The organism is Xanthomonas cannabis pv. cannabis, from assembly GCF_000802365.1.
GTDB lineage: Bacteria > Pseudomonadota > Gammaproteobacteria > Xanthomonadales > Xanthomonadaceae > Xanthomonas > Xanthomonas cannabis.
Genome location: NZ_JSZE01000002.1, coordinates 59,269 through 77,086 on the forward strand (window position 1 = coordinate 59,269; position 17,818 = coordinate 77,086).

Here is a 17,818-nt window from a genome sequence, read left to right on the forward strand (position 1 = left end):
ATATTTGCATGAGTGAAAACATTGCTGCGGGTGGGGAACTCGCAGGACTGAAGGTGATGGTGATCGATGATTCGAAAACTATTCGCCGCACCGCCGAAACGCTGCTGAAGCGGGAAGGGTGTGAAGTAGTGACAGCAACGGATGGTTTCGAGGCACTGGCCAAAATTGCGGACCAGCAACCTCAGATCATTTTTGTCGACATCATGATGCCGCGCCTGGATGGGTACCAGACGTGCGCGTTGATCAAGGGCAACCAGCTCTTCAAGTCGACGCCGGTCATCATGTTGTCGTCCAAGGATGGCCTGTTCGACAAGGCACGTGGCCGCATCGTCGGTTCCGAGCAATATCTGACCAAGCCGTTCACCCGTGAAGAACTACTGAGCGCGATCCGCACGTACGTCCACGCCTGACCAGGGGGAAAGGCAACATGGCTCGAATTATATTGATCGAGGACTCGCCCACCGATCGGGCAGTCTTCAGTCAATGGCTGGAAAAAGCTGGCCATACGGTCGTCGCCACCGACAACGCCGAAGCGGGACTTGAGCTGGTTCGCAGCCAGGCGCCCGATCTGGTGCTGATGGATGTGGTGCTGCCCGGCATGAGCGGCTTCCAGGCAACGCGTGCGTTGGCACGCGACCAGGCCACCAAGGACATCCCGGTGCTGCTGGTCAGCACCAAGGGCATGGAAACCGACAAGGCCTGGGGGCTGCGACAAGGTGCCAGCGACTACATCGTCAAGCCGCCGCGCGAAGACGATCTGATCGCGCGCATCAAACAACTGGTGCGTTGATGCGTTCTCCATTCGATATTCTCGAAGACTACGAACGTCGTAGTCTTGCGCACGCCACGCCGCTGCCGGAACGTCAGTTCTCGGCAGATATCTGGCGTGGTGTCGGCTATCGCGTCGGTACCCGGCGCCTGGTCTCGGACTTCCGCGAGGTAGCGGAAATCGTGCCGATGCCGCCGGTTACCCCGGTGCCGGGCGCACAGCCCTGGCTGCTGGGCGTGGGCAACCTGCGCGGCAATCTGTTTCCGGTGATCGATCTGAAGCAATTCCTGGAAGGCCGTCGCACGGTGCTGCAGGAAGGCCAACGCGTGCTGATCATGCGTCAGAGCGGCGGCGACGTCGCGCTGACCATCGATGAGCTCTACGGCCAGCGCAGTTTCGAACAGGCGCAGGCAGTCGAGCCCGGCGAGCTGGCCCAGGGCCGCTACGCCCACTTCATCGAGCGTGCCTTCCGCAACGAGACGCAGGACTGGGGTGTGTTCTCCCTGGCATTGCTGTCGCGCACTCCTGAATTCCGGCAGGCCGCGGCCTAAGCCGCGACCCCGCCACGTCATACAGATCGAGGTCGAACCATGAGTACCGCCCCGGACGCCCGCAAGACCAACAAGCTCGGCAGCGTCAGCACCAGCTTCTGGCTTGGCTTGCTGGTGTTGTCGATGATCGTGTTTGGCGCCAACACCGGCGTCGCCACCTGGCAGGGCAGCCGCCTGGCCGGTGCCGGCACCGGCGCGGCCGACCTGCAGGTGCTCTCGCAGCAGCTGGCGAACCAGGGCCGCGAAGCGGTATCCGGCGACGCCAAGGCATTCGCCGCGTTCAAGGAAACCAAGGGCCGCATCGACAGCACGGTGAGCGAACTCGATGGCCGTTACGGCCAGGAAGGTTCGGTGGCCAGTTCGATGGCGCAGCTCAAGGCGACCTGGGTGCCGCTGAGCAAGAACGCCGATCAGATCATCGCCAGCGAACCGGCGGTGCTCGGCCTGGCCGGCAACGCCGAACGCTTCTCCGGCAGCGTGCCGCAACTGCAGGCGCAGTTGAACGAAGTGGTGCGCGCGATGACCGTCAGCGGCGCGCCCGCCGCGCAGATCTACAACACGCTGCAGCAGGTCGTGGTCGCCGGCACCATGGCGCGCCGGGTGACCGAAATGCGCGCCGGTGGCGCCAATGCGGCCGCCTCGGGCGACGCGCTGGCGCGTGACTCGGTGGTGTTCACGCAGATGCTGGACGGCCTGCGCGCAGGCAACGACGAACTCGGCATCGCCGCGGTGCGCAATCCGGCCGCGCTGGCGGCGCTGGAGCAGTCGCAGGCGCAGTGGGCGACGATGAAGAAGGACATCGACGCGATCCTCGCCAGCTCGCGCAACCTGTTCGCCGCGCAGTCGTCGGCGGCCGCACTGACCGCCGGCTCCAACAAGATGCTCGACGACAGCAAGAAGCTGTTCGATGCGTTTTCGGCGTTCGGTTCGGTCCGCGACACCCGCCTGTTCCCGAATTTCTGGCTGGGCGTGGTGTCCGGCCTGGTCGCCTTGCTGGCCATCATCGGCTTCGTATGGAGCTCGGTGCGGGTGCGCACCCGCGAGCAGGACGTGCGCTACCAGGCACAGGTGGAATTCAACAGCCGCAACCAGCAGGCGATCATGCGCTTGCTGGACGAAATCAGCTCGCTCGGTGAGGGTGACCTGACCGTCAAGGCCTCGGTGACCGAGGACATGACCGGCGCGATTGCAGACGCCATCAACTACGCCGTGGACGAACTGCGCCACCTGGTGACCACCATCAACGACACCTCCGCCAAGGTGGCCGTGTCGACCCAGGAAACCCAGGCCACCGCAATGCAGCTGGCCGAAGCGGCCGGCCAGCAGGCCAACCAGATCACCACCGCCTCCGAGCGCATCAGCGAAATCGCTGCCAGCATCGAACAGGTCTCGCGCAACTCCACCGAATCGGCCGAAGTGGCGCAGCGTTCGGTGGTCATCGCCGCCGAGGGTGCCGGCGTGGTGCGCGAGACGATCCAGGGCATGGACCAGATCCGCGACCAGATCCAGGAAACCTCCAAGCGCATCAAGCGCCTGGGCGAATCCTCGCAGGAGATCGGCTCGATCGTGGAATTGATCAACGACATTTCCGAGCAAACCAACATCCTGGCGCTCAACGCCGCGGTGCAGGCGGCATCCGCAGGCGAGGCCGGTCGCGGTTTCGCGGTGGTGGCCGACGAAGTGCAGCGCCTGGCTGAACGCACTTCCGGTGCGACGCGCCGGATCGAAGGCCTGGTGCAGACCATTCAGGCCGATACCAACGAGGCGGTCAGCTCGATGGAGCAGACCACCTCCGAAGTGGTGTCCGGTGCGCGCCTGGCCGAAGATGCCGGCACCGCGCTGACCGAAATCGAGCGCGTGTCCAACGCCTTGAACAACCTGATTAAGAACATCTCCATCGCGGCGCACCAGCAGTCGGCGGCGGCGACGGATATCACACAGACCATGGGCGTGATCCGTCAGATCACCAGCCAGACATCGCAGGGTGCGGAACAGACGGCCGAGTCGATCGGCAACCTGGCCGAGCTTGCTGCCGATCTGCGCCGTTCGGTCGCCGACTTCAAGCTGCCGGCGTGACCACGACGCGGAACGGGAAAGGATCAGCAGATGGCGCGTAGTCGCATTACGTCGATGCAGGAAGTGACCGGTGACCGCAGCAGCGGTGAGCCGGCCGTTGTCAGGGGGCTGCAATGAGCGCGCTTCGCGATGCGATGAGCCACGCCGCACTGGGCTGGGTCAAGCCGGAGCTGGACGAGACCTTGCGCCAGGCGCGCAACGAGATCGAATACTTCGCCGAAGAACCGTCCGATACCAGTCGGATGCGCTTCTGCGCGGGCTATCTGCACCAGGTGCAGGGCACGCTGCGCATGGTGGAGCTGTATGCGCCGGCCATGGTGGCCGAAGAGCTGGAACTGCTGGCCCAGGCCGTACAGGTCGGCGAGGTCGCCGACCGCGACGAAGCCTGCGCCATGCTGATGCGCGGCACCGTGCTGCTGCCCGATTATCTGGAGCGCCTGCAGAACGGCCACCGCGACATTCCGATCGTGCTGCTGCCGCTGCTCAATGAAATCCGCGCGACCCGTGGCCAGCCCGGTCTGAGTGAAAGCGTGTTGTTCGCGTTCGACCCGCAGGCCGGTGTTGCCACCGAAGCCGAGCTGGATCACGCCCGCGGCAGCCTTTCCGGGCGTAACCGCGAATTGCTCGACACCGTCGGCAGCGCGGTCAAGGAAGAACTGCTGCGCGTCAAGGACGCGCTGGACCTGCATCTGCGCACCGGCGGCGACATCGCCGAGCTGCAGACCCAGGTCAAGGATCTGGGCAGCGTTGCCGACACGCTGGGCATGATGGGCCTGGGCGTTGCGCGCAATGTCGTCGTGCAGCAGCGCGACGCGCTGGCGCGCGTGGTCGACGGTCAGGTGCAGATGGACGAAGGCGTGCTGCTGGATATCGCCGGCGCGCTGCTGTACGTGGATGCCTCCCTGGACGATCAGGTCGCCAGCCTTGGCGCCGATCTCGGCGATGGCAACGAAGCCAGCAACAGTGCCACCTCCTCGGAAGTGCGCCGCACCGTGGACGTGCTGGCGCAGGAAGCGATCGCCAACTTCGGTGCGGCGCGCGAACATTTCGTCGCCTTCATCGAAACCAATTGGGACCACGCGCGCCTGGCCGATGTGCCGCATCTGCTGGGCGAAGTCGGTGGTGCACTGCGCATCCTCGAATTGCCGCAGGCCGCCGATTACCTGGAAGGCGTGCGGCGCTATGTCGATCTGGAGTTGATCGGCAAGCAGCGCGTGCCCAGCGGCCGTCAGCTGGACACCCTGGCCGATGCGATGGCCAGCCTGGAGTACTACCTGGAAGCCCTGCGCGAGCGCCGTCCCGGCCGCGAGGAGATTCTGGACATCACCCGCAACAGCCTGGAAACGCTGCGGTATTGGCCGCTGCCGTCCGGGCAGCCGTCCGAATTGCCGGTCGGCACCGACCAGCCCGGCAGCGTTGCCGCATTGCAGCCGGTGGCGGCATCGCCTGCTGCGCATGCCGGCACGCCGGCTGCGGCGGCCAACGATGCGGTGCCCGCCGCGTCGCTGGAATGGGCCAATGAAACCGTGGTCGAGACGCCGTTTGCCGCCAGTGTCGTGCACGACACCGGCGCAGCGGCCACCGATACGGTGTTCTCGTTCGACCCTGTCGCTGCGGAAGAAACCCGCTCCGGTCAGGGGCACGTGCCGTTTACGGTCGCTCCAGTGGAGTTGTCCGACGACGACGGTGCGCAGGCGCCGGGCGACTGGCACCTGGAGACCACCGGGCAGACGGCGCCGATTGCAAGCTCCGCCTTCGACCCGGTCTCGGCCGAGCAGGACAGCCACGTCGCAAGCGAGGCCACGCAGGTCAGCTACACCGTGGACCTGAGTGCGCTGGAACAGGAGCAGGCCGCTGTCTCCGTGCCGGCCGACGAGGCACCGCTGCAGATCACGCACATCGATCTGCCGGGTGATGCCGACCAGGCCGACGCGCCGCTGGACTTCATTGCCGACAACCAGGCGCGTCGCGCGCAGGTCAGCATCGACGATGCGTTCTCGCCGCCGCCGAGCCCGCCGGTTGCACCGCCGGAACACGACGACCCGTTCGTCGAGTCCACCCCTGAGGCAGACGACGCACCGGCCGAAGCGAGCGCCGAGCAGACGCCCGCGCGGGTGCAGCAGGCCACGGTCAGCGAGTTCGAGCTGGACGATGCCTCGGCCGCGTTTCTGGCCCAGCTCGACGCCGCTGCTGCGCAATTCGAGGTGGAGCGCCCGCAGGATGCGCCCGTGCGCAACGACCAGGCTGCAGACGTCGCGCCTGTCGCGGTCAGCGAGCCCGCGCCGGTGGCGGCCGATGCCGGCATCTTCGGTGGCTTCGGCGACAGCGATATCGATGACGACATCCGTGATGTCTTCCTTGAAGAGTTCGACGAGGAACTGGTCAACCTCGGGCAGTTGCTGCCCATCTGGCGCGCTGCCCCGAACAGCCCGGACAACCTGCGTCCGATCCGTCGCGTTTTCCACACGCTGAAGGGCAGTGGGCGACTGGTCGGTGCCAGCGTACTCGGCGAGTTCAGCTGGAAGATCGAGAGCATGCTCAACCGCGTGCTCGACAATTCGCGCCCGGCCAGCCCGGCGGTCGTGGCGATGGTGGAACTGGCCTACGAGGTGCTACCGCAGTTCAATGCCGCGCTGCGCGACCAGGGCCGCATCAGCGCGGATCTGCCTGAAATCCAGGCCATTGCCGAGCGCGTTGCAGCCGGCGAAGAGGTCTATTACGTGCCCGCACCGGCCACGCCGGCCGTGCCCGAGATCGCCGCGGTCTCTGCACAGACCAGTGCGGTTGCGGCCAGCGGTGGCACGCCGGCATCGGTGGACAGTGTGCTGCGCGAGATCCTCGAAGCCGAGGTCGCCACGCATCTGGACACGGTCAATGCCTGGCTGCAGGCCACCCGCGTCGCGCCGCAACTGGCGACCGAAGAATTGCTGCGCGCCGTGCACACCATGAGTGGCGCGTTTGCAATGACCGATGTGCCGGAAATCACGTTGGTGACCACGCCGGCCGAAAGCTACGTCAAGCGCCTGCTCGCTGCATCGGCCACACCGTCGTCCGAAGGCATCGACGCGATCGCGGCCACCGCCGCAGCCATCGCCACCACGGTCACTGCACTGCGCGCCGACGCGCCGTTGATCCCGTCGTTTGCGCCGTTGACCGAGCGCCTGCGCGCCCTGGTCGAGACGTTGCCGGAAGCGCAGTGGCCGCCGCAGGCGTTCCTGGAAGAGCTCGACGACCTCGACGCGACCAGCGACGCGGCTGCCGGGCACGCTGCGCCGGTCGAACTGACCGGCGTGGAAGATCTGTCGCCGTACCTGGATTCCAGCGCGCTGACGCCCGAAACCGACGCACCGACGCCCGATGCCGAACACGCGCAGCCGCAGTCGGCCGATGCGCCGATCGCAGTGGACGAACTGGCCGAGGCTGAAGCCGAGCACGATTCGGCGCTTGCATTGGACGCGCCTGCACCGCACGCCGTCGACGCTGCCGGGCACGCTGCGCCACACGAACACGAACACGAACACGAACACGAACACGTCGACGCGACTGCCGACGCTGCGCACGCAGCGAGCGATGATGCGCTGCTACCGGTTGCCGATTCCGGGCAGCTTACCGATGCACTGCATGGCGATGCCGCGCAGCACGAGCAGCCAGACCAGGCCGTAGCGCAGGATGCCGACGCACAGGACACGTCGGCCGACGAGCCGCTGGTCGAGGCCGACGCCTGGGATGCGACCGAGCTGCAACATGCGCAGACCGCGCCGCACGACCATGCGCCGGGCGAGCACGCTGCAGAGGCGCCGAACGAGGCAGTTGTTGATGGTGTGTCCAGCGAGCACGACACTGATGCGACCAGCGCGCGGGCAGACAGCGTTGCGGTAGACGAGCTGGCCGACGCAGAAGCTGCGTTGGGCCAGGCGCAGACGCTGGCCACGGCAGATGCCGATGCCGAGCAGACGACGGATGCGCAGGCCGCGCACGCGCAGACGCACGACGAGCACGCAGCAGCACGCCCGGACGACGCGGTCGAGACCATCGAAGCATTGGAAGCCGTGCACGCCGACGTTGCGTTGGACGCGCAGCCGCAGGCAACCACCGCAGAAGACTGGACGCCGGAAACCGCGGCGCTGGACAGCGTGCCGTCCGACCAGGACGGCCATGCGGTCGATCAGGGCGTGCACGCACAGGCCGACACGCAGGAATTGTCTGGCGAACAGCCGGCGGACGAGGCGTTGCAGCACAGCGACGCAGCACTGCCACATGCTGGTGAAACGCTTGCGGGCGAACAGCCGCATTCTGCGGACCTCGCGCAGTCTGACGAGCATGCAGCGGCGGCAGAACACGCGTCGACTCAGCACGCGGATGCGGACCAGGACGCGGCTTCGGACGCGCAGCAGTACGCAGGCGGGCAGATGCAGGCGCAGCAGCACGTCGATGCGGGCGAGCAGTCGCAGCCGGACACGTCTGCGCACGAACATGCGGCCGAAGCCGAGCAGACTGCCGCGCACCAGCACACCGACGTCGAGCAGTCCGAAGCACTGCACTCCGACGCCGAGCAGGCCGACGCGGAGCTTGCGCACGCCGAGTACGCACAGACTGCGCAGGCCGACGCCGACGCCCTGCCTGATCACACCATCGAATCGGTGCAGGCGTTCGAAATGGCGCATGCGGCCGATCAGGTCGAGGAGACAGGCGATCCGCAATCGGACACCGCGCCGGACCTGCACGACGCATGGGCTGTCAGCGCCGACGCTGCAGCACATGCCGACGCGGATGTCGCCGGGGACGTGGTTGCCGCGACCGGGCATGCAGCACATGCCGATCACACGGATGCCGGCGTCCACACCGACGCCGATCAGCATGCCGGCGCGGACGACGCTGCAGACCAGCACGCAGCCGCCAGCGCGCACGAGCCAACCGACCACAGCGCCGTCGTGCCGGAAGACACCGCCGCCTTCAGCGCACCGGTGGAAGATGCCGCACGCGTGGAGACCGCAGCCAACGACGTGGGCGCTGCGTTCGATATCGGCCCGCTCAACTTCGATCAGCTCGATGGCGAATTGGTCGACATCTTTGTCGAAGAAGGCCGCGATCTGCTGGACCATTGCGATGGTCTGATCGCCCGCATGCGCGAAGTGCCCGAAGACCGCGATGTCCTCAACGGACTGCAGCGCGATCTGCACACGCTCAAGGGCGGCGCGCGCATGGCCGGCATCAACGCCATCGGCGACCTGGGCCATGCAATCGAATCGCTGCTGGAAGCGGTGGCGGCCAACCGCACCGACATCGACCGCGATGACGTGCGCCTGTTCGAGCGTGGCTTCGACCGTCTGCATCAGCTGCTGACCCGTACCGGCATGCACCGCGCGGTGGCGATGCCGACCGACCTGGTGGAAGCCTTCGAAACCCGTACCCGTGGCCGTGATGCGGCCCCGCCCAGCGACGCCGATGTCCGCGCGATCGCCAAGGCGTCGGTGGAGCCGGCACCGTTGTCGGCGCCGATCCCGGTCGAAGGCCAGGCCGAAGAAGAGCTGATGCCGCGTACCCAGCAGGAACAGGTGCGCGTGCGCGCCGACCTGCTCGATCGCTTGGTCAACCACGCCGGCGAAGTGGCGATCTACCGCTCGCGTCTGGAACAGCAGATGGGCGCGTTCCGTGGTGCCATGGGCGAACTGGATCGCACCAACGCCCGTCTGCGCGACCAGCTGCGTCGTCTGGACCTGGAAACCGAAGCGCAGATCGTGGCGCGTTACCAGCGCGAGCAGGACCAGGGCGATCGCACCTTCGATCCGCTGGAACTGGACCGCTTCTCCACCCTGCAGCAGCTCAGCCGTGCGCTGAACGAGTCGGCGGCCGACTTGGGCGGCTTGCAGGGCGTGCTGGAAGATCTCTCGCGTCAGTACGACGGCCTGCTGCAACAGCAGTCGCGCGTCAGCTCCGAGCTGCAAGACGGCCTGATGCGCGCGCGCATGGTGCCCTTCGATGGCCTGGTGCCGCGTCTGCGCCGTGTGGTGCGCCAGGCGGCCAGCGACACCGGCAAGCAGGTGCATCTGGTGCTGGAAGGCACTCAGGGCGAACTCGATCGCAACGTGCTCGATCGCATGGTCGCGCCGTTGGAACACATGCTGCGCAACTCGGTCGCGCATGGGCTGGAAAGCCCGGAACAACGGCGCGACGCGGGCAAGCCGGAAGAAGGCAGCATCGCGATCCGCCTGCGCCGCGAAGGCTCGGAAATCGTGCTGGAGGTGGCCGACGACGGCGCCGGGCTGGACCGCGAGGCGATCCGTCGCCGTGGCGAGCAGCGCGGTCTGATCGAACCCGGGCAGGAGCTCAGCGATGTCGAACTGGATGCATTGATCTTCGCCTCCGGCTTCAGCACCTCCGAGCACGTCAGCCAGCTGGCGGGCCGTGGCGTGGGCATGGATGTGGTGCGCAACGAAGTGCGTCAGCTGGGCGGCTCGGTGGATATCCACTCGGTGCGTGGCCAGGGCGTCACCTTCACCTTGCGCCTGCCGCAGACGCTGGCGGTCACCCAGGCGGTGTTCGTGCGCATCGGCGAGACCACCTTTGCGGTGCCGGTGGCGTCGGTCAGCGGTATCGGCCGTATCTCGCGCACCCGCTACGAGTCGGGCGAGGGCGGTTACCACTACGCCGGCGAGGAGTACGTGCTGCACGATCTCGGCTCGCTGGTCGGCCAGGCCGCCGCGCGTGCCGATGGGCAGGCGCAGGTGCCGTTGCTGCTGGTGCGTGCGGGCGATCTGCGCGCGGCGGTGGCGATCGACCAGGTGCTGGGCAACCGCGAAATCGTGGTCAAGCCGGTGGGCCTGCAGATTGCCTCGGTGCCGGGCATCTACGGCGCTACCATCACCGGCGATGGCCGCGTGGTGGTGATCCTGGACGTGGCACCGCTGGTGCGTCGCTACCTCAGCCAGCCGGCGCGTCCGGCGCTGGAAAGCCCCGCCGAAGCGCAGCGGCAGGTGCCGTTGGTGATGGTGGTCGACGACTCGCTGACCATGCGCAAGGTCACCAGCCGCGTGCTGGAACGCCACAACCTGGACGTCACCACCGCCCGCGACGGTGTCGAGGCACTGGAATTGCTCGAAGAGCGCGTGCCCGACCTGATGCTGCTGGATATCGAAATGCCGCGCATGGACGGCTACGAGCTGGCAACCGCAATGCGCGCCGATCCGCGCTTCAAGGCGGTGCCGATCGTGATGATCACCTCGCGCAGTGGCGAGAAGCACCGCCAGCGCGCCTTCGAGATCGGCGTGCAGCGTTACCTGGGCAAGCCTTACCAAGAGTTGGATCTGATGCGAAACGTGTATGACCTGCTGGGGATCGCCCGTGTCCGAGACTAATGGCGCAATGGGAACTCCGGTTGCCCTGCTGGGCCGGCCCGGTCAGGCGCGCGAGCGCCTGCGCGAAGCGCTCGGCCTGGCCGGTGCGCAGGTGGTGCTGGAAGACGAACCGTCTGCAGTCGACGTGCAGATGCTGCGCGACGCCGAGCCGGTGGCGGTGCTGGTTGCACTGGAGCCGTCGATCGAAGACGCGCTCGAAGCGCTGGAGCCGGCCTTCAACATGCCCGGCGTGACGGTGATCTTCGACGAAGCCGAGCTCACCGTGCGGCGCGAGGGCTGGGAAGCGCAGCGCTGGGTGCGCCATCTGGCTGCCAAGCTGCACGGCCACGCCGACGTGCTGCCGCCGGGCACCGAAAGCGAACCCTCGCTGCAGCCCGAGCCGGGCCTGACGCTGGAACCACGCCAGCATTCGGACCTGCAGCTGGATCAGCATCTGGAAGCCGCCGCGCACGCATTCGAGAACATGCCGGGCGATGCGTTGTTTGCGCGCACGGCCGCGCAGACCGGGACCCCGGCCGCCGCCGACACGCCCGGCCTGACGCTGGGCGATTCCAGCACCTGGGGCCTGGTGGACGACGTCACCGTGGTGGTGCGCCCGCGCGCCGAGCTGGACGTTGCAGCCTTGTCGACCGGCGGATTGTCGCTGGTGGACCTGGAACACAGTGGCGAGGTGACCGGCGCGGTGCTGGTGATGGCCGGGATCGGCGGACCGGACGCGATCCGTCGCCTGCTGGCCGCGCTGCCGCCGCAGTTTCCACGCGCGGTGCTGGTGCGCATGACCCTCGATGGTGGCCAGTACGGCAACCTGGTGCGCCAGATGGGGCGCGTGTCGGCGCTGCCGGTGGAGCTGGGCGAACCGGGCCAGGTGGTCGCCCCGGGCAAGGTCTATGTGCTGTCCGACGACGTCGGTCTGCAGCAGCACGCCGGCGCGCTGGCCTTCGTGGCGCACAGCGATGCTGCCGGGCTGATTGCCGCGCTGCCGCCCGGCGACAGTGCGGTGCTGCTGCTCAGCGGCGCCAACGAGGCGCTGGTGGACGCATCGTTGGCACTGGCCGGGCAGGGCGGCTGGCTGGCAGGTCAGTCTGCCGATGGCTGCTACGACCCGGCCGCTGCCGCGCGCCTGGCCCGGCAAGGCATCCTGACCGGCGATCCCGCGCAGTTGGCGCAGGCGTTGGCACAGCGTTGGCCGGCGTAAGCCGGGCGCTCCCTTTCAGATCGGAAACCTGCAATGAGCTACGCCAACAATGACGAAATCCGCGGCGTCCTGATTCAGGCCGGCACCGAACGGGTGCTGTTGCCCAACGCCACGGTGGCCGAGGTGATGTCGCGCGTGGCGGTCGAAGCGCTGCCGGACATGCCGCGCTGGGTGGTCGGGCGTATCGATTGGTACGGCTGGAAGGTGCCGCTGCTGTCGTTCGCGCGCTTCAGCGGCCTGGGCGATGAACCCACTGCGGTCAACAACAAGGTCATCGTGCTGAAGGCGCTGGGCGGCAATCCTGCGCTGCCGTATTTCGCCTTGCTGACGGCTTCGTTTCCACAGCTGATCTCGGTGCCGCGCGACGGCCTGCTGGCCGACGCCTCGGAAGAGGCGCTGCCGGACGGCGTGCACATGCGCGTGCTGCTCGGCGAGCAAAGCGCGTTGCTGCCGAACCTGGATGCCATCGAGTGGCAGGTGGCGCAGGCGCTTGACTCGGCTGCTGCCGCCTAAGAGCGTCCAACAAGACCACGGCGCTCGCCGCCATGCGGGCGCGGCCGGCGCGTGGAGTGGGCATGGACCACGCGTACACGGCGGTCCTGTGCGGCGTGCGCACGTGGCTGGCGACGGCTGGCTGGGTTGTGTCGGCCGCTTCAGGGTGGCAGGCAACAGCTCCGCACCGCAGCTGCCAAGCCTGCGCAAACGCGGCCCGCAGCGGGCACGTCTCTTCTGCACGGCGCGCCTGACGCATCGCCCTCGTGCCACGCTGGCCGGTGCTGGCCAGGCGTTGCCGGCCACGCCGTTTGAAATCCGGATCGATACGGCGTGTGCATGCCGGCGCGCAGGCGTGTGCCTGGGTAGCCGGCGCAATGGCCGTATCGTGACCGCATCCGCAGCGTGCTGGTCGATGGATGCCGGACGTCGTGGAGCAGACAGTCAACACTGCAGGGGGCGGCCATGAGCCTGCCCGCTTTTCGCCCGGTGTGCCGCGACGATGGCGTGGTGCTCTCCGACCTGTCCGGTGTGGATCCGCTCGCCGTGGCCGGGTATCACGCACGTAACCGGGCGCACCTGGTCGAGGCGATGCCGTTGCGGCCGCCCGCGTTCTACACCGCCGAAGGGTGGCGCCGGATATGCAGTGCGTACCGCATGTCGGTGCCCGGCGAGCGCGAGCTGCAACTTGTCCTGCAGGCCGGGCAGGAGGTGATCGGCACGGTGGGGTTCACCCAGATCCAGCGGGGCGCATTTCAGGCCTGCCATCTTGGTTATGGGCTGGATGCCGGCTGGCAGGGTCGCGGTGTGATGCAGTGGGCGGCCACGCAGGGCATCGCTTTCGTGTTCGGCCCGCTGGGGCTGCACCGGGTCATGGCGCAATACGTGCCGGACAATGTGCGTAGCGCCCAGGTACTGGCGCGCCTGGGCTTCCAGATCGAAGGCCGCGCGCGTCGCTACCTGCAGTTGAACGGCGTCTGGCGCGACCATGTGCTGACCAGCCTGTTGCGCGAGGATGCGGAGGGTGGCGAGGGCTGATGCGCGATGCGCATCGTGTGACCGGCAGATCGCGCCGATGGCGCGGCTCCACATGAGTCGTATCGGAAGTACTGATTTGCGTTTCGCGTGTGCCGCGTGCGCTTGTGCAACTGCTTGGATTTGATGACGAGGTGGCGCAGTGCGCCCGCGCAAGCGTGCGCAGGTCCGGCGAAGGTGCGTAGACGGCAGCCCAGACGGTGCGCTGCATCGTGATTCGGGGCGCTGCATCCTGCCGTATCTCGGTGTGGTCGAAGATAGATGGCATGGTTGCAGCGACGCTGCGGCGACATTACTGCCAAGGCAGGGTCACTGCGTCGCAAGAACTGGATGCAGCAGCGCTCCACTGACTGTAGACGCATCGCCTTTACCTGGCGCCACATTCGCGCAGCGCGCATGCGCCCGTCCCTGCGCCTGGTCGGACCAGGCGCGCTTATGGTTGCGCCGTGCTGATCACTTCGATGCGGACCCGGTCTGGCGGCAGGCGTGGTTCACGGATGACGTCCACCGGCGTGGACCAGTCGTGTCGTCGAGTTGCCGCGCGCAGTCGATCCAGCCACTGCCTGAAGGCAGCGGCCTCCGGTTTGCCCGTCCAGATGCGCAGCCGCGCGGGTGCACGAGGGTGGGTCTGCAGATACTGGTCGACCCACGCATCCGGCGGCGCCGATAGTGCCACCAGCTGTATCGATGTGCCCGGCGTGGAGACGCTGCTCTCAATAGCGGCTGTCGTGGAGGTGCCCGCTGGCGCAGCCGGCTCGGCAGCAGCGGATGCTTTGGCATCTTCCCGAGCGCCCGGTTGCGCGGCAGCGTCGTTCGGCAACGGCATGCGCTCGTGCGGCAGCGGCGGCAGCGACAAGCGCTGCGCGTCCTGCAGCGCCTGCGGTGTGGTCGCGCCGTGCTGCGCGGAGGACACCAGTGTATTGGCGTCCAGTGCCTGGGAGCGTTGCACATCGATGGCCGCTGCCGCATTGCTCCGCGTGCGAATCGGCATCGGGGCTGCCTGGGGCAACGCAGTAAGCGGCGACGCCAGCGTGCCATCGGTCATCGACGCAGGCGCAACACCGTCGGTAGTTGAAGACTGCCTCTGCTCGACCGTGGTGCTGGCGATCGGCGCTGGCGGTGCGGGCAGCGCTGGCGGCGCCAACGCAGCTGCAGGTGGCGGTGCAATCGGCGCGGGCGCGGGCGCGGCAGCAGGCGCGGCAGGCGGTGGGGGCGCGATGCCGATGGGCGCTGCGCGCGAAGCGCGTGCAGGCATCGGGGGGGATTCCGCAACCGCTGCGGGTGCAGGCATCGGCGGCGGTGCAGGCATCGGGGAGGGCGCAGGTTGGGGCATGCGCTCAACAGCATCCCCCTGGTCTAGTGGCGCGGGCAGGCGCTGGCCCGTCACAGGCTGATTGCCGCCGGCCGCCGTCGCCGTTGCTCCGGTGTCGGTTTCGGCTTCGACTTGCGCTGAAGCCGGCGCTGGCTCGTACGCGTCGGCCGGGGCCTGCTGCGGCGCAGTTGCCTGCCAGCGCAGGCCGACACCGACCACCAGCGTGACCGAGGCGGCCAGTGCCACTGCCGGCATCCACCGCTGGCGGCGCGCGCGACCCGGGGCATGGCCGTGCAGCGCAGTTTTGGGCTGCGCGGCGCCACCGGGCGCCGCCGCTGGCGAGGCGAACGACGGCGTTGCCGCGGCCTGCGGCGGCGCCAGCAAAGCCGTGCGCGGCGAGCTCTCGGACGACGCGCGATTCGCCGCCTGCTGTACACCGGCTGGCGCAGTGCCATCGCCGGCTGGTGTCTGGTCACCACCGCGGCCCTGCAACACCGGCGCCACGGGCATCGCGGCCGTGGGTGGCGACGGCGTGTGCTGCTGCAGCCACGCACGCGTGGTGTCGTGCAACGGGGCGCCCAGTGCCTGCGCTGCGTCTTCGCCGTCGCTCATGCGTGCTTGGATGGCTGCACGCTGTGCAGCCTGCGCCTGCTCGGCCTGCGCGGCTGCGACAGCAAAGACGGCATTCATCGATGCGGGCGGTTCGAACTGCAGGGCGTCGGGATCTTGCGCTGATCCTGATCCAGATCCAGCGGCGCTGCGTGCACGGTCGGCCTGCCTGGCGGCCTGCGCAAACCATGCCTGCATGCTGGCCGGCGGTGCATAGGCGGGCAGGGCACGCAGCAGCGTGGCCATGCCGTCTTCGCCCGCGATGAAACGTTCGACGACCGGCTTCATTGCGCGGCATCCAGGCTCAGGCGCAGCTTGGCAAACGCATAGCGCAGCCGGCTCCTGACGGTTTCGAAGCCTTCGCCCACCACCTGCGCGATGTCTTCGATGGACAGGCCGGCGAAGAAGCGCAACACGATCACCTCGCGCTGCGCGTCGGGCAGCGCCATCACCGCGGTGCGCACGCGCTGTTGCTGCTGGCCGAGCATCGCCATCTGTTCGGTGGACAGGTCCTCGTCGGGCAGCTGAAGGTGGCTGTCCTCCAGCGGCACCGAGGTGGTGGTGTCGGCGCGACGGCGCGTATCGATCCAGGCATTGCGCGCGATCTGGAACAGGAAACTGGTGAATGCGGATGCGCCGGGGCGGTAATCGCTGCAACGGGTCATCAGCTTGACCCAGGTTTTCTGCGCAAGGTCTTCGGCCTCGCTCAGATTGCCTTCGCACAACCAGGCCAGAAAGTTGAACAAGGCGCGGTTGTGGCGCGTGAACAACTCGGTTGCCGGTTGTTCGACAAAGCCATTGGCGACGAGGAGCATGAGCTCCTCGTCGGGAAGATGCGCAAGATCGGCCGGGTGCATGCGCGCAGTATAGGCAAGCGCCGCGCGCATCAGTCGGTGGTGGCGACTGGCCGGGTGCTCAGCGCGTCGGCCTGCTGCACCATCTGCAGGAAGTCGGCGCGATAGCCGAAGCGGTCCTCGCCCAGGCTGCTGGCGGCCAGTGCGCGTACCTGCGGGTAATCCCAGCCACGCAGTTGCTTGCCACCACGCAGACGCTGCCCGAACCCGGCCACCGCTGCAGAAAACCGGAAGGCATCGCTGGTGGCGCCCAGTGCCCGGCGTTGGTCGCGGCGGACCACCGTGTCCAGCAGCCGGCTGCGCTGCGCATCGGGCAGTTTGTAGCGCAGTTTGACGTGCGCCAGCTCGCCGTCGAGGGCGCGCGCCTGCGGACGTGCCGCGGCGCTTGCATAGCGCAACGGGTCCACCGATGCGTTGCCGTTGGCGGGGGTGATTTCGTACAACGCGGTAGCGGTATGGCCGGCGCCGATGTCGCCTGCATCGACCTGGTCGTTGTTGAAATCCTCATCGCGCAGCGCACGGTTTTCATAGCCGATCAGGCGGTATTCCTTGACGGTGTCCGGATTGAACTCCACCTGGATCTTGACGTCGCGGGCGATGGTGGCCAGCGTGGCGCCCAGCTCGTGAGTGAGCACCTTGCGCGCTTCCAGCGGTGTGTCGATGTAGGCATAGGCACCGTCGCCGGCATCTGCCAGCTGCTCCATCAGCGTGTCGTTGTAGTTGCCGGTACCGAAGCCGAGCGTGGACAGGGCGACGCCGGAGCGGCGCTTTTCTGCGACCATGCCCTTGAGCTGATCGAAATCGGTGACGCCCACGTTGAAGTCGCCATCGGTGGCGAGCAGGATGCGGTTGATGCCGCCACGCAGAAAACTTTGTTGCGCAGCTTTGTAAGCGAGTTCGATGCCGCTGGCGCCGGCGGTGCCGCCGCCCGATTGCAGGGCGTCGATGGCTTCGACGATCCGGGCTTGCTGGTCGCCCGGCGTGGGCGGCAGCACCACCGCGGTGTTGCCGGCGTAGGTCACCAGGGTGATGCGATCTTTGGCGCGCAGCTGCCGCACCAGCAGTTTGAGCGAGGCCTGCAGCAGCGGCAGCTTGTCCGGCGCGTCCATCGAGCCGGAGACGTCGACCAGAAAGACCAGGTTGGCCGGCGGCAGATTCGCGGTGGCGATGTCACGGCCGGCGATGCCGACGCGCAGCAACAGGCTGTCTTTATTCCACGGTGTGGTCGCCAGTTCGGTACGCACGGCGAACGGTTGGCCATTGGTGGGCGTCGGGTCGTCGTAGCGGAAGTAGTTGATCAATTCTTCCACGCGCACCGCATCCACCGGCGGCAGGCTGCCAGCGCTGAGGAAGCGGCGCACATTGCTGTAGCTGCCGGTATCCACATCGATGCTGAAGGTGGAGATGGGCTGTTGGGCTGCCTGGACGATGGCGTTGTCGTCGATGTGCTGGTAGCGCTCGCGGTCTTCGGCAGGTGCCGGGATCACCGGTGGCATCGGCATGCGGTTATCCAGCACCGGGCGATGCGCCATCAACGTGGCGGCGGGTGCCTGACGTGACAGGCTGCTGG

The 17,818-nt window shown here is 67.6% G+C and carries 11 protein-coding genes; 8 read left to right on the forward strand and 3 right to left on the reverse strand.

Annotation, left to right across the window (positions count from 1 at the left end; all coding sequences use genetic code 11):
• Positions 1-8: 8 nt before the first annotated feature.
• From pilG to OZ10_RS00605, 8 genes are all read left to right on the forward strand, one after another.
• The gene (pilG, locus tag OZ10_RS00570; RefSeq protein ID WP_005913706.1) at positions 9-410 is read left to right on the forward strand and encodes a twitching motility response regulator PilG; all 402 of its coding nucleotides are present in this window, start codon (positions 9-11) and stop codon (positions 408-410) included.
• A gap of 17 nt (positions 411-427) precedes the next feature.
• Positions 428-790: a response regulator gene (locus OZ10_RS00575; RefSeq protein ID WP_039413898.1), complete on the forward strand. Its 363-nt coding sequence runs from the start codon at positions 428-430 to the stop codon at positions 788-790.
• Entirely contained in the window at positions 790-1,320 is a 531-nt protein-coding gene (locus OZ10_RS00580; RefSeq protein ID WP_039413900.1) for a chemotaxis protein CheW, read from the forward strand. Before OZ10_RS00575 ends, OZ10_RS00580 begins: the two co-directional genes overlap by 1 nt.
• Positions 1,321-1,359: 39 nt before the next feature.
• Entirely contained in the window at positions 1,360-3,396 is a 2,037-nt protein-coding gene (locus OZ10_RS00585; RefSeq protein ID WP_039563648.1) for a methyl-accepting chemotaxis protein, read from the forward strand.
• 113 nt (positions 3,397-3,509) lie between these two features.
• Positions 3,510-10,751 (forward strand): Hpt domain-containing protein, encoded by a 7,242-nt coding sequence (locus tag OZ10_RS00590; protein ID WP_039563650.1) that lies wholly within the window; start codon positions 3,510-3,512, stop codon positions 10,749-10,751.
• A 7-nt stretch (positions 10,752-10,758) separates the two neighbouring features.
• Positions 10,759-11,946, forward strand: coding sequence for a chemotaxis protein CheB (locus tag OZ10_RS00595; protein ID WP_039412175.1), 1,188 nt, complete (start codon positions 10,759-10,761; stop codon positions 11,944-11,946).
• Between the two features lie 33 nt (positions 11,947-11,979).
• Entirely contained in the window at positions 11,980-12,459 is a 480-nt protein-coding gene (locus OZ10_RS00600; protein ID WP_039412173.1) for a chemotaxis protein CheW, read from the forward strand.
• Positions 12,460-12,903: 444 nt separating this feature from the next.
• Positions 12,904-13,476: a GNAT family N-acetyltransferase gene (locus tag OZ10_RS00605; protein WP_039563651.1), complete on the forward strand. Its 573-nt coding sequence runs from the start codon at positions 12,904-12,906 to the stop codon at positions 13,474-13,476.
• A gap of 430 nt (positions 13,477-13,906) precedes the next feature.
• Here the strand turns inward: OZ10_RS00605 and OZ10_RS23015 are convergent, their stop codons facing one another.
• The 3 genes from OZ10_RS23015 to OZ10_RS00630 are packed head-to-tail and all read right to left on the reverse strand — an operon-like array spanning position 13,907 to position 17,780.
• Positions 13,907-15,682, reverse strand: coding sequence for a hypothetical protein (locus tag OZ10_RS23015; RefSeq protein ID WP_052209925.1), 1,776 nt, complete (start codon positions 15,680-15,682; stop codon positions 13,907-13,909).
• Positions 15,679-16,251, reverse strand: coding sequence for a sigma-70 family RNA polymerase sigma factor (locus OZ10_RS00625; RefSeq protein ID WP_039412182.1), 573 nt, complete (start codon positions 16,249-16,251; stop codon positions 15,679-15,681). The genes OZ10_RS23015 and OZ10_RS00625 overlap by 4 nt, the downstream gene beginning before the upstream one ends.
• Before the next feature lie 29 nt (positions 16,252-16,280).
• Complete coding sequence (locus tag OZ10_RS00630; protein ID WP_068873820.1) at positions 16,281-17,780, reverse strand: vWA domain-containing protein; 1,500 nt, start codon at positions 17,778-17,780, stop codon at positions 16,281-16,283.
• Positions 17,781-17,818 lie beyond the last annotated feature (38 nt).

Coding starts and splice junctions, on each gene's coding strand:
- OZ10_RS00585 (WP_039563648.1), top strand. CDS start 1,360: ATGAGTACCGCCCCGGACGCCCGCAAGACCAACAAGCTCGGCAGCGTC.
- OZ10_RS00630 (WP_068873820.1), bottom strand. CDS start 17,780: ATGGCGCATCGCCCGGTGCTGGATAACCGCATGCCGATGCCACCGGTG.
- OZ10_RS00590 (WP_039563650.1), top strand. CDS start 3,510: ATGAGCGCGCTTCGCGATGCGATGAGCCACGCCGCACTGGGCTGGGTC.
- pilG (WP_005913706.1), top strand. CDS start 9: ATGAGTGAAAACATTGCTGCGGGTGGGGAACTCGCAGGACTGAAGGTG.
- OZ10_RS00600 (WP_039412173.1), top strand. CDS start 11,980: ATGAGCTACGCCAACAATGACGAAATCCGCGGCGTCCTGATTCAGGCC.
- OZ10_RS00595 (WP_039412175.1), top strand. CDS start 10,759: ATGGGAACTCCGGTTGCCCTGCTGGGCCGGCCCGGTCAGGCGCGCGAG.
- OZ10_RS23015 (WP_052209925.1), bottom strand. CDS start 15,682: ATGAAGCCGGTCGTCGAACGTTTCATCGCGGGCGAAGACGGCATGGCC.
- OZ10_RS00605 (WP_039563651.1), top strand. CDS start 12,904: ATGAGCCTGCCCGCTTTTCGCCCGGTGTGCCGCGACGATGGCGTGGTG.
- OZ10_RS00575 (WP_039413898.1), top strand. CDS start 428: ATGGCTCGAATTATATTGATCGAGGACTCGCCCACCGATCGGGCAGTC.
- OZ10_RS00625 (WP_039412182.1), bottom strand. CDS start 16,251: ATGCACCCGGCCGATCTTGCGCATCTTCCCGACGAGGAGCTCATGCTC.
- OZ10_RS00580 (WP_039413900.1), top strand. CDS start 790: ATGCGTTCTCCATTCGATATTCTCGAAGACTACGAACGTCGTAGTCTT.